Source organism: Sphingomonas sp. BLHR8, from assembly GCF_056821725.1.
Genome location: NZ_JBPDIM010000001.1, coordinates 624,466 through 638,191 on the forward strand (window position 1 = coordinate 624,466; position 13,726 = coordinate 638,191).

Consider the following 13,726-nt stretch of genomic DNA (forward strand, 5'->3'; position numbering starts at 1 on the left):
CTCAGCGCGGCTTTGGCAGGCTCGCGACGAGCTTGGCGAGCGCGGCGGGCTTCACCTCGGCGATGCTACCCGGGGCGGACTCACCCAGTGTGAACGGGCCGTAGCGCGTGCGGATGAGCCGCCCGACGCGCAACCCGAGATATTCGAGCACGCGCCGCACCTCCCGGTTCTTGCCCTCGGTCAGCGTCAGCTCGACCCACTGATTGCGCCCGGTGCGACGTTCGAGATTAGCGTCGATCCGCCCGTAGCGGACGCCCTCCACCGTGACCCCTTCGGCCAGCTCCTCGAGCTGCGCCTGGCTGATGTCGCCAAAGGTGCGCGCGCGGTAGGTGCGCTCGACCCCGCTCGACGGCAGCTCCAGCGCGCGTTTCAACGCACCGTCGTTGGTCAGCAGCAGCAGCCCTTCGGTGTTGAGGTCGAGCCGCCCGACCGGCATCAGCCGCGGCAGCCCCTCGGGAAGGACGGAATAGATCGTCGGCCGACCCGAGAAGTCACGCTCGGCGGTGAGCACGCCGTTCGGTTTGTGAAACAGGAACAGCCGCGCCGCTTCGGGCGCGTCGACCGGGTGGCCCTTGACGGTTACGCCGGTGAGGTCGGCGAGCAAGGTGGCAGGCGTCGTCACGACTTCATCGTTGAGCGCGATGTGGCCATCGGCGATCATCCGTTCGATGTCGCGGCGGGAGGCGACGCCGGCGCGGGCGAGCAGCTTGGCAATGCGATGCAGCCCGTCCTCGCGCGCGCTGTCGATGCGCACCGGCGCGGGTTTGCGCGGCCTGGCGGGATCGCGGGCGGGTCGTCCGGGGGGGCGCCGATCGGTACCGCGTGACGGTTCGCCGGACGGGGGGCGGGGCGTTTTGGCACCGCCGCCCGGACGTGGACGAGCGGGGCGGTCCTCACCTGCCGAGCGGTCGGCCGGCGGCCTCGCGGACGGCTTGCGCGGGCCGGCGGGGCCGCGGGGGCGAGTGGGGCGGTTGGGCACTGTGGCAAACTCGTCGCAGAGGTGAGACAATCCGTCTCTCCGCCGGGCCTATGCCGGAACCGCCGCGACTTGGCGAGCGTATAGCGGCCGATAGGGAGGCGCCGCGTCAATGGGTTTGTTCCGCCGCAGAAAACGTCGCATCACGCGGCTGCTGGTGGTCCAGGATGAACCGCTCATCGCATTCGACAACGAATATGCGCTGAAACAGGCCGATTTCGAGATTGTCGCGACGGTCGACAATGCCGAACAGGCGCACCCGTTTATTGATCCGGAACAGATCGACGCGGCCGTCCTCGATGTCGGCCTTGCGGGGGAAGCCAGCGGACTCGACATCGCCAGCATCGCCCGCGCGCGCGACATTCCCGTGCTGTTCGTCACCGGCAGCTGCCCTGACGGTGCGCGCAATTATGCCTATGGCTGCCTCAACAAACCCTACCTGCCCGGCGACCTCGTCGCTGCGATCGAGGCGATCGATTGCATCCTGCGCGGCGAATCGCCCAAGACTGTGCCGGCCGGTCTGACGCTGTTCGTCGACGCCGCCGCGGCATAACGTCGCGGATCACTGGACGGGCGGCAAAAAGCGCATAGGGTGCGCCCCCTTGACCGAAGGGGGATCGATGAACGCCAATGTGGTGACCGAACCGGCTGAGCCGCTGAAGGGGTGGGCCGCGCTCAAGGCGGGACTCCGCAACCGCAAGACCATCGTCATGCTGGTGTTCGGCTTCTCGGCAGGGCTGCCCTACACGCTGCTGCTGGGAACGCTTAACGCTTGGCTGGGGGAGGCCAAAGTCAGCCTCGCGACGATAGGCATATTGTCGTGGATCGGGCTCGCCTACGCGTTCAAATTCCTGTGGTCGCCGCTGGTCGACCGGGTCGCGCCGCCGCTGCTCGCGCGGCTCGGGCGGCGACGGTCGTGGCTGCTGCTGTGCCAGGTGGTGCTCGCGCTCACCTTCATCGCGCTGTCGCGGATCGACCCGGTGCTCTCGATCGGCAGTTTTGCGCTAGTGGCGGTGGTCGGCGCCTTTTTCTCCGCGACGCAGGACGTGGTCATCGACGCCTGGCGCATCGATGTCGCCGACGAATATGCGAGCGTCGACCTCCTCTCGACGCTGTATCAGTTCGGCTACCGCACCGCGGCGCTGATCGGTGGCGCGCTGGCGCTGATGTTCGCGGCGCGCGTCGATTGGCCAACCGTCTATTTCGTGATGGGGCTGACGATGCTCCTGCCGATCATCGCCACCTTTGCAGCGCCCGACACGCCGCGGGCGGAGGCACTCGACGCGCAGGACCGCGCGCTCGCCCAGCCCGGGGCGGTTCATCCGCGCCTGCGGGCCATCGCGCTTGCCGTCGTCGTGCTGTGCTGGGCGTGGGCGATCTGGACCATCGGTCGGTTCATGTATGTGATCCTCACCGCCGACCCCAACGCCCCCGACAAGCCGGTCGCGGGAGATTTCATCAAGGAGGTCGGGCCGTGGATCGTCGTCGCGACGGTGGTTGTGCCCGGTGTCGTCGCAGCCGTTCTTAACAGCATCGTCGCCCGAGGGCAGGGGTTGCTCGACGCCGCGTCGCCGGCGCGCTCGGCGGGCCGTCGCTTTGCCGACCATGCCTATTCGGCGCTGGTGTCGCCGATGGCGGAGATCGTGGGGCGGCTGCGGTGGGGCGCGCTGCTCGTGCTCAGCCTGATCCTGTTCTACCGCATCTGCGATTCGATCTGGGGGCCATTCGCCTTTCCCTTCTACCTCGAGGAACTGAAGTACACGAACGACGAGGTGGCGTTCGCGTCGAAGATCTTCGGCGTGCTGATGACCATCCTCGGCATCAGCTTCGGCGGGCTGTTGCTGCTGCGGCTGGGACGGATGCCGACCCTTGTGATCTCCGCGATCGTCGCGGCACTCTCCAACCTGCTATACGCCGACCTGGCGATGGGCGGGCCGTGGATCGACATGATCGCACGCTCGACCGGCATTGCCTGGCTGGCCGAACTGCTCGGCTCGGACGCGCGGATGACGCGGCTGCTGTTCGCGATTTCCGGGGAGAATATCGCCGGCGGCATGGCCGGCGCGGCGTTCATCGCCTATCTTTCGTCGATCACCGCCAGGGAACATAGCGCGGTGCAGTTCGCACTGCTGTCGTCGCTGACGTTCCTTGTCGGGTCGCTGGGGCGGGGCGCGCTGGGTGAATGGATCGAGGCGGACGGTTACGCGCCGGTGTTCCTGTTCACCGCGGCAATCGGCGGGGTGGCGGTGTTGCTCTCGCTGCTCGAATGGGTGCGCCAAAACCGTGCCGCGCGTCAGTCCGGTGCCTCACCGTTGAGCGCCAGCACCTCGCCCGCCAAGTAGAGCGAACCGAGGATCGCGGCCGGCTGCGCCGGGTCGAGCACCGCGAGGGCTGCGGCCACATCCGGTGCGACCGACGCCGCGACGCCGGCATCGCTGGCCATGGCGGCGATCGCCTCGGGCGAGTGGCAGAAGTGGTCCGGCACCGGCACCGCAACGATCCGCTCCGCGACCGGCGCGAGCGCGGCGATGAAGCCCGCGGCGTCCTTGTTGGCGAGCATGCCTAGGACGATCTGTATCGGCTCGGCGCCGGCAAAGAAGCGCGCAAGGCGGTGCGCGGCGTCCAGATTGTGCCCGCCGTCGAGCCAGGTCGCGGCTTGTCGCCCGGCGGTCAGCGGCCCGCACGAGAGGCGCTGCAGGCGGGCCGGCCAGCGGGCATTGCGCGCCGCTTCCGGCGCGAAGCGAAGCCCGGACTCGCGCGCCATCGCGACTGCCAGTGCAAGATTGTCGAGCTGGTGATCGCCCGCCAGCGATGGCATGGGTAGGGCGATCACCCCATGCGCGTCGCGATAGAGAATGGCGTCGCCATCGCAGGCGACGTGATAGTCGGCGCCCGCTCGCACGAGGGGTGCGCCAACGCGCTGCGCGACAGCGGCGATCGCTTCCGCCGCGGCCGGAGCGTAGCTTTGCGTGACGAGCGGCACGCCCGCTTTGGCGATGCCGGCTTTCTCGAACGCGATCCGCGCCATCGGGTCGGTCGGCACGCCCGGTTCGGGTGCCAGCAGGAACTCCGCATGATCGATGCCGAGGCTGGCGATGCCGGTCACCGCCGGACGCTCGATCACGTTGGTCGCGTCGAGCCGTCCGCCCAAACCGACTTCGACGATGCACGCGTCGGCAGGCGTGCGCGCGAAGGCGAGGAAGGCGGCGGCGGTTGTCACCTCGAAAAAGCTCGCGCCCAGCCCGTCGGCCGCGTCGTTGACCTCCGCCAGCAATGGCGCCACCGCCGCGTCGTCGATCAGTCGCCCGGCCAGCCGGATCCGCTCGTTGAAGCGCACGAGGTGAGGGCTGGTGTAGGCGTGCGCGGTCAGCCCCGCGCCCTCCAGCATTGCGCGCAGGAAGGCGACCGTCGAACCCTTGCCGTTGGTGCCGGCGACATGCAGCACCGGGGGCAGCCGACGCTGGGGGTTGCCGAGGGCCTCCAGCAGCGCGCGGATGCGCTCCAGCCCCAGCACGTCGCGTCCCGGCGAGCGAAGCGTCAGCCGGTCGAGCTCGCGCTGGACCGCCGCGTCCGCCGAGCGCGCCCCATCGGCCATCAGGCTGCGGCGGCGGCGGGGCTCAGATAATCGAGCAGCCGCGCGATCGTTGCCTTCATCTCGTGACGGTGCACCACCGCATCGATCATGCCGTGATCGCGCAGATACTCGGCGCGCTGAAACCCTTCGGGCAGCTTTTCGCGGATCGTCTGCTCGATCACGCGTTGCCCGGCAAAGCCGATCAGCGCGCCCGGCTCCGCAATCTGCACGTCGCCGAGCATCGCATAGCTCGCGGTCACGCCGCCGGTGGTCGGATCGGTGAGGACGCAGATGTAGGGCAGGCGCGCGCGCTTCAGCTGTTGCAGGGCGACGGTGGTGCGCGGCATCTGCATCAGGCTGAGGATACCCTCCTGCATTCGCGCGCCGCCCGCCGCGGTGAAGGCGATGAAAGGCACGTTGCGGCGAACCGCCTCCTGCGCAGCGGCGACAAAGCCTTCGCCGACCGCCGCGCCCATCGACCCGCCCATGAAGGCGAAATCCTGCACCGCGACGACCGCGCCGTGCCCGTCGATCGTACCGAACGCCGCTTGGAGCGCGTCGCGCGCTTCGGTATTGCTGCGCGCGACCTTCAACCGATCGACATATTTCTTCGTATCGCGAAATCGCAGCGGATCGTCGGGCGCCTTGGGAAGCTCGATCAGATCGACGCTGCCGTCATCGAACAGCTGCGCGAAGCGTCGCGCGGCGCCGATGCGGTCGTGATGGTCGCAGCGCGGGCAGACGTTGAGATTGTCTTCCCACTCCTTGCAGAACACCAACTCCTGACATTTCTTGCACTTGTGCCAGAGATTGTCCGGCGTCGCGGAGGGCTTGGCGATGAAGGGGATCGCGTTGCGAACGCGGTTGATCCAGCTCATGGTTGGCTTCTTTTCGGATTAGGCAGAGATGGTCAGAGCGTCGCGCCAATGGCGCGGGCGGCTGCGTCAGGATCCGGCGCTTGCGAGATCGGCCGACCGATCACGAGGATCGACGCTCCCGCGTCGAGCGCCGCGCGCGGTGTCGTCGCGCGCTTTTGGTCGCCCAGAACGCCGTTGGCCGGCCGCACGCCCGGCACCACGAAGAAGCCGCGCGGCCAACGCGCCCGTGCCGCGGCAACCTCGTTGCCCGAACAGACGATCCCGTCCACACCCGCCTCGCAGGCGAGATCGGTCAGCCGCTCGACCTGGTCGTGGACGCTACCGGTGACGCCGCCGCGGTGGAGATCGGCCTCGTCAAGGCTGGTGAGCAGAGTCACCGCCACGACCTTAGTGCCGGCCGGCGCCGCGGCCTTGGCGTCTTCCAGCATGGCGCGTCCGCCCCCGGCGTGTACCGTCAGCACGGCCGGTTCGAGGATGTGCAACGCCTGCACCGCCTTCGCGACGGTGTTGGGAATGTCGTGCAGCTTGAGGTCGAGGAAAATCGGCTTTCCGAGCTTCGCGACCTCAAGCACGCCGTGTTGGCCGTTCGCGCAGAAAAACTCGAGCCCGAGCTTGTAGCCGCCGACATGCGCTGCAACCCGACGGGCGAGCTGCAGCGCATCGTTGATCCGCGGCGTATCGAGCGCGAGGTAGATCGGCGACATCAGACGGTCGGACGGCCCGTCACCGGATCGATCGGGCGCCCGGTGACCGGATCGACGCTGTGGCCGGTGGCCGGATCAATCGCGGGGGTAACGCCCGTTGCCGTCGTGCCGCGCAGCTGGTCGATCGTCTGCTTCTGGTTCTCGATGCGCCGGTTCATCCGCCAGCGATTGGCGCTCATCATCAGCCATGTCGGCAGGAAGCCCAGCAGGAACGAGGTGAGAATCACCACCGCAAGCGAGGTGTCGGCGCGCACGCCGCTATCGAAGGGGATCAGCGTCACCTCGACCGGATCGGCGTTCATGAAGGCAAAGATGGTCACCGCGACCGCGACGACGACCCAAAGGATAGTGCGCATGTCTCACTCCCCAATCCACTCGCGGCCTCAGCCGCCCCGCGTGCTGTCTAGCGCCTTCAGACGCGCCCGAACACCCGCCTAAAGATCGTGTCCACATGCGCGAGATGATGGTCGAGGTTGAACAGCGCCCGAATCCCCGCCTCGGGCAGCGCCGCGGTGACCTCCGCATCGGCGCTCAGCAGGTCGGCGAGGCTTTCGCGGCCCTCGCTCTCCCACACCTTCATCGCGTTGCGCTGGACGAGGCGGTAGCTGTCCTCGCGGCTGAGGCCTGCCTGCGTCAGCGCGAGGAGCACACGTTGCGAATGGACGAGCCCGCCCATCGCGTCGAGGTTACGCTGCATGCGTGCCGGGTAAACCACCAGCTTGTCGATCACCCCGGTCAGTCTCCCGAGCGCGAAGTCGAGCGTGATGCACGCGTCCGGCCCGATGTAACGCTCGACCGACGAGTGCGAGATGTCGCGCTCGTGCCACAGCGCCACATTCTCGAGCGCCGGCGTGACATAGCCCCGCACCATCCGTGCAAGCCCGGTGAGATTCTCGGTCAGCACCGGGTTGCGTTTGTGCGGCATCGCCGACGAACCCTTCTGCCCCGGCGAGAAATATTCCTCGGCCTCGAGCACCTCGGTGCGCTGCAAATGGCGCACCTCGACCGCGAGCCGCTCGATCGACGACGCGACCACGCCCAGCGTCGCAAAGAACATCGCGTGCCGGTCGCGCGGGATCACCTGCGTCGACACCGGCTCGATGGCGAGGCCGAGCTTGTCCGCAACATGCGCTTCGACGCGCGGATCGACATTCGCGAAGGTGCCGACCGCACCCGAGATGGCGCAGGTCGCGATCTCCTCGCGGGCCGCCATCAGCCGCTTCCTCGCGCGCTGAAACTCCGCGTGCGCCTGCGCGAGCTTGAGGCCGAAGGTGGTCGGCTCGGCGTGGATGCCGTGGCTGCGACCGATGGTGGGGTTGAGCTTATGCTCGAACGCGCGGCGTTCGATCGCGGCGAGCAGCGCGTCCAGACCCTCCACCAGCAGGTCCGCCGATCGTGCCAGCTGCACCGACAGCGTCGTGTCGAGCACGTCGCTCGACGTCATCCCCTGATGCATGAAGCGCGCGTCTTCGCCGACCTGCTCCGCGACCCAGGTGAGGAAGGCGATCACGTCGTGCTTGGTCACCGCCTCGATCGCGTCGATCGCCGCGACGTCGATCGCCGGATTGGTCGCCCACCAGTCCCACAGCGCCTTGGCCGCGCTCTGCGGCACGACGCCGAGGTCGGCGAGCGCATCGGTCGCGTGCGCCTCGATCTCGAACCAGATGCGGTAGCGCGCCTCCGGCTCCCACAACGCGGTCATCGCCGGGCGGGAGTAGCGGGGAACCATGCGGGCATTCCTTCGAGTTAGCGGAGAGTCGCGCGCCGATAGCAGGGCGGACGCGTCAGCGCATCCCGCTCAAGTCCTGTTCCGGTCACCCTGAAGGCGTTTCAGCGTCCGGGCGGCGAGCGCAGGCGGTGGATGCTGAAACAAGTTCAGCATGACGAGGCCTGGCGGGAGGAAGCCGCCCGGCGCCCACTAGATCAACCCCGCGCTGCGCATCGAGGTGATGCGGCTTTCATCGCCGCGAGCGACGATGACATGGTCGTGCAGCGCAATGCCGAGCGGCTTGCAGGCGGCGATGAGGGCGCGGGTGACGGCGATGTCCTGCGAGCTGGGGGTCGCATCGCCGCTCGGATGGTTATGCGCGACGATGATCGCCGCCGACCCGAGCTGGAGCGCACGCCGCACAACCTCTCGGACGTAAATCGCCGACTGATCGATCGAACCTTCGCTGACGACCTCGTCGCGAATCAACTGGTTGCGGCTGTCGAGGTGGAGGATGCGCACGCGTTCGTTAAGGTGCTGCGCCATCGACGCACGCAGATAGTCGACGAGACCTTGCCAGTTGCCGAGCACAGATCGTTGCGCGACTTCGCCGAGCAGGACGTGCCGCACAGCCCCGTCGAGCGCGCGCAGCATCGCCACCACCGAATCGCCGACATAGGGCACCGCCTTCAACGTGCCCGCGTCCGCCGCGAGCAGCGGGCCGAAGCCGCCGAACTCTGTCAGCAGCTGCTTTGCCAGCGCCTTGGTGTCGCGGCGGGGGATGGCGAGGCTCAGCAGATATTCGAGCAGTTCATAGTCGTGCAGGCTGTCCGCCCCCGCTTCGATGATGCGCGCACGCAGGCGCTCGCGGTGGCCGGCGTGATCGGCAGTGCGGTCGGTGTCCCCCATCGCGTGGGCTTGTGACGCCCACCGACGACCGCTGCAAGCAGGCTGGCGTTGTTGACTTGGCGGCACCCCGCGCTTAAGGGGCGCGCGTCTTGCCGGACGGGGCGTGGCTCCTTGCATTTCAGGTTCAGCGTGAGCGGCTTGCCGCGGCGCTGCACTTCAGGCGACAGGGCGCGGACGTGACGAACGGACAGGACGAATTTCCGCAGATCGGCGAAGATCGGCGTCTCGACAGCCTCGATGAGCGGCTGGAGAGGCTGGAGCAGAATGAAGCTACGCGCACCGGCGCGGGGCGGCGTCAGGGACAGGACCAGAGCGAACGGCTCGGTAACCGCGTCCTCGCCGACCTGATCGGTGGCATCGCAGGCGGCGCCTTGATCGGCTGGGTCATCGACCTCGCTCTCAAGACCGCGCCGTGGGGCCTCATCATTATGCTCTTCGCCGGGATCGCGGTGGCGTTTCGCAACGTCATCCGCACCGCGAACAAAATCAGCCGCGATGCGCAGGCGCGCGCCGCGAACGATGAAGGCAGGGGTTGAACGACGTGGCGGCAGAAGGCGGCAAGATCGATCCGATGCACCAGTTCGAGGTGCAGCCGGTCGCGCCGATGTTCGAGCTGTTCGGGCGCGAGGTGATGCTCACCAACAGCGCCATCTGGATGCTCGCCGCGGCGGTGCTGCTGTGGCTGTTCATGCTCGGCGGCATGAAGCGTCAGCTCGTCCCCGGCCGCTGGCAGGCCGCAGTCGAAAGCTTCACCGGCTTCATCGACAACATGCTGACCACCAACGTCGGGCCGGAGGGGCGCAAGTTCGTCCCCTATGTCTTCACGCTGTTCATGTTCATCCTGTTCGCGAACATGATCGGGCTGCTGCCGCTGGGCGCGCTCGGGCTGCACCCGTTCACGGTGACGAGTCATCTCGCGATTACCGGCATTCTCGCCATCATCAGCTTCGGCATCGTGCTGCTGGTTGGTTTCGCGCGGCACGGTTTTCACTTCTTCTCGCTGTTTGTGCCGCATGGCGCGCCCAAGGTGATGCTGCCGCTGCTGGTGCCGATCGAGTTCATCAGCTTCATGATCCGCCCGTTCAGCCTCGCGTTGCGGCTGTTCGTGGCGATGACCGCCGGGCACATCCTGCTGAAGGTTCTGGCGGGGTTCGTCATCAACGGCACCAACGCGGGCGCGGGCTACGGCGTACTGGTCGGCGTGCCGTCGTTCCTGCTGATGACCGGCATTTCCGCGCTCGAGCTGCTGGTGGCGGGCATCCAGGCTTATGTTTTCGCGCTGCTGACGTCGCTGTACCTCAACGACGCGGTCAACCTTCACTAAACCTCTTCGATCTCGAAGTTTTTCAACGGAGTTCTCTACGATGGACATGGAAGCTGCCAAGATGATCGGCGCCGGCATTGCGGCGCTGGGTGCGGGCCTCGCCTCGCTCGGCGTGGGCAATGTGTTCGCAAGCTTCCTCGACGGCGCGCTGCGCAATCCGGCGGCTGCCGACGGCCAGTTCGGCCGCCTGATGATCGGCTTCGCCGCGGCGGAGCTGCTCGGCCTGCTGGCGTTCGTCGTCGCGGTCATCCTGCTGTTCGTCGCCTGACGAATTGATGTTGCCGGTGGGAGCGCTCGTCGCTCCCGCCGCATGTTTTTCTCGACGTAGAGGGCCCGCCCGATGCCTCAGATTGGTCAGCTGACGGAAGACAGCTGGTATCTGATCTCGCAGATCTTCTGGCTGTTGCTGGTGTTCGGCGGGCTGTTCTTCGTCGTCGGTCGCGGGATGGTGCCCAAGGTGATGTCGACGGTCGACCTGCGCGACCGGACCATCGCCGACAACCTCGCCGCCGCCAAGGCTGCGCGCGATGCGGCCGACGCGGCGGAAGACGACTGGCGCCAGCGCCAGAACGCCGCGCGCGCCGATGCACAGGCGCTCGTCAACCGCGCCAAGGAAGACGCCGCCAAGCGCACCGAGGCGCGTCTGGCGGAGGTCGATGCCGGGCTCGACACTCGCATGGCCGAGGCTGAGCGAGGCATCGCCGACGCCAAGAGCAACGCCCTGCGCGAGGTGGAGGGCGTCGCTGTCGAGGCAACGCAGGATGTGGTGCAGCGGCTCACCGGGCAGCCGGTCGATGCGGACGTGGCGCGCAACGCGGTGAAGGCACAACTCCATGGCTGATCCGATCATCTTCGCTGTCGCCACGACGTCCGCTCCCGTTGTCACGGGCCCGCACGGTGATGTGACGACCACGACGACTACCGCTCACGCCGAAGTGCCCGCCCACGGCGCCGCGGAAACGCACGGCGACCCGTCGATCGGAGGTGTGCTCAACGCGACGGTGATCGTCTCGCTGGCGATGCTGGCGCTGATCGGCATCATGCTGTGGAAGAAGGTGCCGGCGATGGTCGGCCGCATGCTCGACGGGCGCATCGATGCGATCAAGGCGCAACTCGACGACGCGGCCAAGCTGCGTGCCGAGGCCGAAGCGTTGCGCGGCGAATATCAGGCCAAGCTATCCGCCCTCGATAGCGAGACCGCGGAGATGCGGGCTCGCGCGCAGGAGGAGGCCGAAGCGCTCGTCTTCAAGGCGCAGACCGACGCGGAAGCGCTGGTCGCTCGCCGCCAGACGATGGCCGAGCAGCGCATCGCCGCTGCCGAACGCGCTGCGGTCGCCGAAGTGCGGGCCACCGCCAGCCGCGCCGCGGTCGGTGCCGCGCAGCAGCTCATCGCCAACGGCCACGGCGCCGCGTCGCGCGACGCCATCGTGGACCGCTCGATCGCGGACCTCGCCAAAATCTGAGGCTGCGCGCGGCGACTACCGCGTGTAGCTTTCCAGCAGGCCCCAGCGGGTGCAGCGCCACGTTTCGATCGACCGCGTTTCCCCAGTGGCCTTGTTGCCGTACCACCGCCGCTCGACCCCCTCCGCCCACTCGGCGGCGGCTTTGATGTCATAATGGCCGCGGTCCACGATGACGCCTTGTTCCATGGCGCCCTGACATTTTGAACAGCTCGGCATCCAGTCCTCCCGCTGGCGTCGTCGGTCCGCCGCGCCTAACTGCAAGACGATGACACCCCCCGCCGACCGTTTCAATGAAGAGCGCTCGACCTTCACCGTCCGCGGTGAGGGGCAGCCCGACATCGAGGCGGGGGTGGAGGCCATCCGCGCTACGGTGAAGACGCTCCGCCCGGTGCCGGGCGTCTACCGCATGCTCGATGCGCGCGGCGAGGTGCTGTACGTCGGCAAGGCGCGCGCGCTCAAGAACCGGGTCACCAACTACACCCAGGTCGCGCGGCTGACCAACCGGCTCAAGCGCATGGTCTCGCAGACGCGCGGCATGGAGATCGTCGTCACCGCCAGCGAGGCGGAGGCGCTGCTGCTCGAGGCGCAGCTGATCAAACGCTACCGCCCGCCGTACAACGTCCTGCTGCGCGACGACAAAAGCTTCCCGTTCATCCTGCTGCGCGCTGACCACGCCTTCCCGCGCGTCCAAAAGCATCGCGGCGCACGCCGGGCCAAGGGGCAGTATTTCGGACCGTTCGCCAGCGCCGGTTCGGTCAACCGCACGCTCAACGCGCTGCAGAAGCTGTTCCTGCTGCGGAGCTGCACCGACAGCTTCTTCGCCAACCGCGACCGACCGTGTCTGCTCTACCAGATCAAGCGCTGCTCGGCGCCGTGCGTCGGCCGCATCGACAAGCCTGCCTATGACGAGCTGGTCGAAGATGCGCGTCAGTTCCTCGCCGGCAAATCGACGCGCACGCAGGAAAAGCTCGGCGCGGCGATGGCCGCGGCGGCGGAGGGTCAGGATTACGAGCTTGCCGCGGTGTACCGCGACCGGCTGCGGGCGTTGACCTTCATCCAGGGTAGCCAGGCGATTAATGCCGAAGGGCTTGGCGACGTCGACGTCTTCGCCATGGCGGGGAAGGGCGGCGCGGTCTGCATCGAAGCCTTCTTCATCCGCGGCGGGCAGAATTGGGGCCACCGCAGCTTCTTCCCCGCGCACACTCAGGACGTCGGCGACGATGCGATCCTCGCCAGCTTCCTCGTGCAATTCTACGACGGCGTGCCGCCCCCGAAGCTGCTGCTGGTCGACCGCGAGCCTGAGGGCTGCGAGCTGCTGGCTGAGGCGCTGAGCGAACTCGCCGGGCGGCGCGTCCAGATCAGCGTCCCCCAGCGCGGCGACCGGCTGCGGTTGCTGCAGCAGGCGCAGCGCAACGCGGTGGAATCGCTCGAGCGCAAGGTGGCGCAAAGTTCGACGCAAGCCTCGCTGCTCGACCAGCTTGCCGGCCTGTTCGACCTCGACGCGCCGCCGCAGCGGATCGAGGTCTACGACAACAGCCATATTCAGGGCACCAACGCGGTCGGCGCGATGATTGTCGCCGGGCCCGAGGGCTTCACCAAGGGCGCCTATCGCAAATGGAATATCCGCCGCGCGGAGACGGTGCCGGGTGACGATTTCGCCATGATGCGCGAGGTGTTCGAACGGCGCTTCACCCGCGCCATGGCGGAGGACCCCGACCGTGAGAAGGGCGAATGGCCCGATCTTGTGCTGATCGACGGCGGCAAGGGGCAGCTCTCCGCCGCGCGTGCGACGCTGGAAGCGATCGGGGTCGAGGATGTGGCGCTGGTCGGCGTCGCCAAGGGACCGCACCACGGGCGCGAAGGGCGCGAGGTGTTTCACCTCCCCGACGGGCGCGAGATCACGCTGCCGCCGAACCATCCGGTCCTGTTCCACGTCCAGCGCCTGCGCGACGAAGCGCACCGTTTCGCGGTGGGCGCGCACCGTCAGAAGCGCGCAAAGTCGCTGACCAGTTCACCGCTCGACGAGGTGCCCGGGATCGGTCCGGCTCGGAAAAAGGCGCTGTTGATGCACTTCGGCACGGCCCGGGCGGTGCGTGCGGCGAGCCTCGAGGACCTACGCAAGGCTCCCGGCGTCAATGCCGCGACCGCTCAGGCGGTGCACGACTTCTATCATCCTTGAAGTGCCATCGC

General features: G+C 67.8%; 16 protein-coding genes. 8 read left to right on the forward strand and 8 right to left on the reverse strand.

Annotated features, from left to right (window positions below):
- Nucleotide 1: 1 nt before the first annotated feature.
- Nucleotides 2-754, reverse strand: coding sequence for a pseudouridine synthase (locus ACRYJK_RS03150; RefSeq protein ID WP_482666130.1), 753 nt, complete (start codon nt 752-754; stop codon nt 2-4).
- Between the two features lie 334 nt (nt 755-1,088).
- Between ACRYJK_RS03150 and ACRYJK_RS03155 the strand changes: the two genes are divergently transcribed.
- Nucleotides 1,089-1,529 (forward strand): response regulator, encoded by a 441-nt coding sequence (locus tag ACRYJK_RS03155; RefSeq protein WP_482666131.1) that lies wholly within the window; start codon nt 1,089-1,091, stop codon nt 1,527-1,529.
- Between the two features lie 49 nt (nt 1,530-1,578).
- Nucleotides 1,579-3,318, forward strand: a complete 1,740-nt coding sequence (locus ACRYJK_RS03160) for an AmpG family muropeptide MFS transporter (protein WP_482666132.1) — start codon at nt 1,579-1,581, stop codon at nt 3,316-3,318.
- On the opposite strand, the gene ACRYJK_RS03165 is transcribed toward ACRYJK_RS03160, so the two are convergent.
- From ACRYJK_RS03165 to radC, 6 genes are all read right to left on the reverse strand, one after another.
- Nucleotides 3,270-4,571 carry a bifunctional folylpolyglutamate synthase/dihydrofolate synthase gene (locus tag ACRYJK_RS03165; protein ID WP_482666133.1) on the reverse strand — a complete coding sequence of 434 codons (1,302 nt, stop codon included), beginning with the start codon at nt 4,569-4,571 and terminating at the stop codon, nt 3,270-3,272. The two genes, ACRYJK_RS03160 and ACRYJK_RS03165, sit on opposite strands and share 49 nt — an antisense overlap.
- A complete protein-coding gene (gene accD / locus ACRYJK_RS03170; protein WP_482666134.1) occupies nt 4,571-5,428 on the reverse strand; it encodes an acetyl-CoA carboxylase, carboxyltransferase subunit beta in 858 nt (285 codons plus the stop codon). Before accD ends, ACRYJK_RS03165 begins: the two co-directional genes overlap by 1 nt.
- 32 nt (nt 5,429-5,460) lie before the next feature.
- Nucleotides 5,461-6,135, reverse strand: a complete 675-nt coding sequence (gene pyrF / locus ACRYJK_RS03175; RefSeq protein WP_482667385.1) for an orotidine-5'-phosphate decarboxylase — start codon at nt 6,133-6,135, stop codon at nt 5,461-5,463.
- Entirely contained in the window at nt 6,132-6,488 is a 357-nt protein-coding gene (locus ACRYJK_RS03180; RefSeq protein ID WP_482666135.1) for a lipopolysaccharide assembly protein LapA domain-containing protein, read from the reverse strand. The genes pyrF and ACRYJK_RS03180 overlap by 4 nt, the downstream gene beginning before the upstream one ends.
- 56 nt (nt 6,489-6,544) lie before the next feature.
- Nucleotides 6,545-7,861, reverse strand: a complete 1,317-nt coding sequence (gene purB / locus ACRYJK_RS03185) for an adenylosuccinate lyase (protein WP_482666136.1) — start codon at nt 7,859-7,861, stop codon at nt 6,545-6,547.
- A gap of 189 nt (nt 7,862-8,050) precedes the next feature.
- Entirely contained in the window at nt 8,051-8,749 is a 699-nt protein-coding gene (gene radC, locus ACRYJK_RS03190; RefSeq protein ID WP_482666137.1) for a RadC family protein, read from the reverse strand.
- A gap of 89 nt (nt 8,750-8,838) precedes the next feature.
- Between radC and ACRYJK_RS03195 the strand changes: the two genes are divergently transcribed.
- The 5 genes from ACRYJK_RS03195 to ACRYJK_RS03215 all read left to right on the forward strand — a co-directional run bounded on the left by ACRYJK_RS03195 (nt 8,839) and on the right by ACRYJK_RS03215 (nt 11,536).
- A complete protein-coding gene (locus tag ACRYJK_RS03195) occupies nt 8,839-9,285 on the forward strand; it encodes an AtpZ/AtpI family protein (RefSeq protein WP_482666138.1) in 447 nt (148 codons plus the stop codon).
- A gap of 5 nt (nt 9,286-9,290) precedes the next feature.
- Nucleotides 9,291-10,073: a F0F1 ATP synthase subunit A gene (locus ACRYJK_RS03200; RefSeq protein ID WP_482666139.1), complete on the forward strand. Its 783-nt coding sequence runs from the start codon at nt 9,291-9,293 to the stop codon at nt 10,071-10,073.
- A 40-nt stretch (nt 10,074-10,113) separates the two neighbouring features.
- A complete protein-coding gene (locus tag ACRYJK_RS03205; RefSeq protein WP_482666140.1) occupies nt 10,114-10,341 on the forward strand; it encodes a F0F1 ATP synthase subunit C in 228 nt (75 codons plus the stop codon).
- Nucleotides 10,342-10,413: 72 nt separating this feature from the next.
- Entirely contained in the window at nt 10,414-10,914 is a 501-nt protein-coding gene (locus ACRYJK_RS03210) for a F0F1 ATP synthase subunit B family protein (RefSeq protein WP_482666141.1), read from the forward strand.
- Complete coding sequence (locus ACRYJK_RS03215) at nt 10,907-11,536, forward strand: F0F1 ATP synthase subunit B family protein (protein WP_482666142.1); 630 nt, start codon at nt 10,907-10,909, stop codon at nt 11,534-11,536. The genes ACRYJK_RS03210 and ACRYJK_RS03215 overlap by 8 nt, the downstream gene beginning before the upstream one ends.
- A 15-nt stretch (nt 11,537-11,551) precedes the next feature.
- Here the strand turns inward: ACRYJK_RS03215 and ACRYJK_RS03220 are convergent, their stop codons facing one another.
- Nucleotides 11,552-11,722 carry a hypothetical protein gene (locus ACRYJK_RS03220; protein WP_482666143.1) on the reverse strand — a complete coding sequence of 57 codons (171 nt, stop codon included), beginning with the start codon at nt 11,720-11,722 and terminating at the stop codon, nt 11,552-11,554.
- A gap of 79 nt (nt 11,723-11,801) precedes the next feature.
- Here ACRYJK_RS03220 and uvrC point away from each other — a divergent pair, with 79 nt between their 5' ends.
- Complete coding sequence (gene uvrC / locus ACRYJK_RS03225) at nt 11,802-13,715, forward strand: excinuclease ABC subunit UvrC (RefSeq protein ID WP_482666144.1); 1,914 nt, start codon at nt 11,802-11,804, stop codon at nt 13,713-13,715.
- Nucleotides 13,716-13,726 lie beyond the last annotated feature (11 nt).

Bases quoted from the DNA above. Each gene is read 5' to 3' on its own strand.
- ACRYJK_RS03155 (WP_482666131.1), top strand. From the start codon at position 1,089: ATGGGTTTGTTCCGCCGCAGAAAACGTCGCATCACGCGGCTGCTGGTG.
- ACRYJK_RS03165 (WP_482666133.1), bottom strand. From the start codon at position 4,571: ATGGCCGATGGGGCGCGCTCGGCGGACGCGGCGGTCCAGCGCGAGCTC.
- accD (WP_482666134.1), bottom strand. From the start codon at position 5,428: ATGAGCTGGATCAACCGCGTTCGCAACGCGATCCCCTTCATCGCCAAG.
- ACRYJK_RS03180 (WP_482666135.1), bottom strand. From the start codon at position 6,488: ATGCGCACTATCCTTTGGGTCGTCGTCGCGGTCGCGGTGACCATCTTT.
- purB (WP_482666136.1), bottom strand. From the start codon at position 7,861: ATGGTTCCCCGCTACTCCCGCCCGGCGATGACCGCGTTGTGGGAGCCG.
- radC (WP_482666137.1), bottom strand. From the start codon at position 8,749: ATGGGGGACACCGACCGCACTGCCGATCACGCCGGCCACCGCGAGCGC.
- ACRYJK_RS03205 (WP_482666140.1), top strand. From the start codon at position 10,114: ATGGACATGGAAGCTGCCAAGATGATCGGCGCCGGCATTGCGGCGCTG.
- ACRYJK_RS03210 (WP_482666141.1), top strand. From the start codon at position 10,414: ATGCCTCAGATTGGTCAGCTGACGGAAGACAGCTGGTATCTGATCTCG.
- ACRYJK_RS03215 (WP_482666142.1), top strand. From the start codon at position 10,907: ATGGCTGATCCGATCATCTTCGCTGTCGCCACGACGTCCGCTCCCGTT.
- ACRYJK_RS03220 (WP_482666143.1), bottom strand. From the start codon at position 11,722: ATGGAACAAGGCGTCATCGTGGACCGCGGCCATTATGACATCAAAGCC.
- uvrC (WP_482666144.1), top strand. From the start codon at position 11,802: ATGACACCCCCCGCCGACCGTTTCAATGAAGAGCGCTCGACCTTCACC.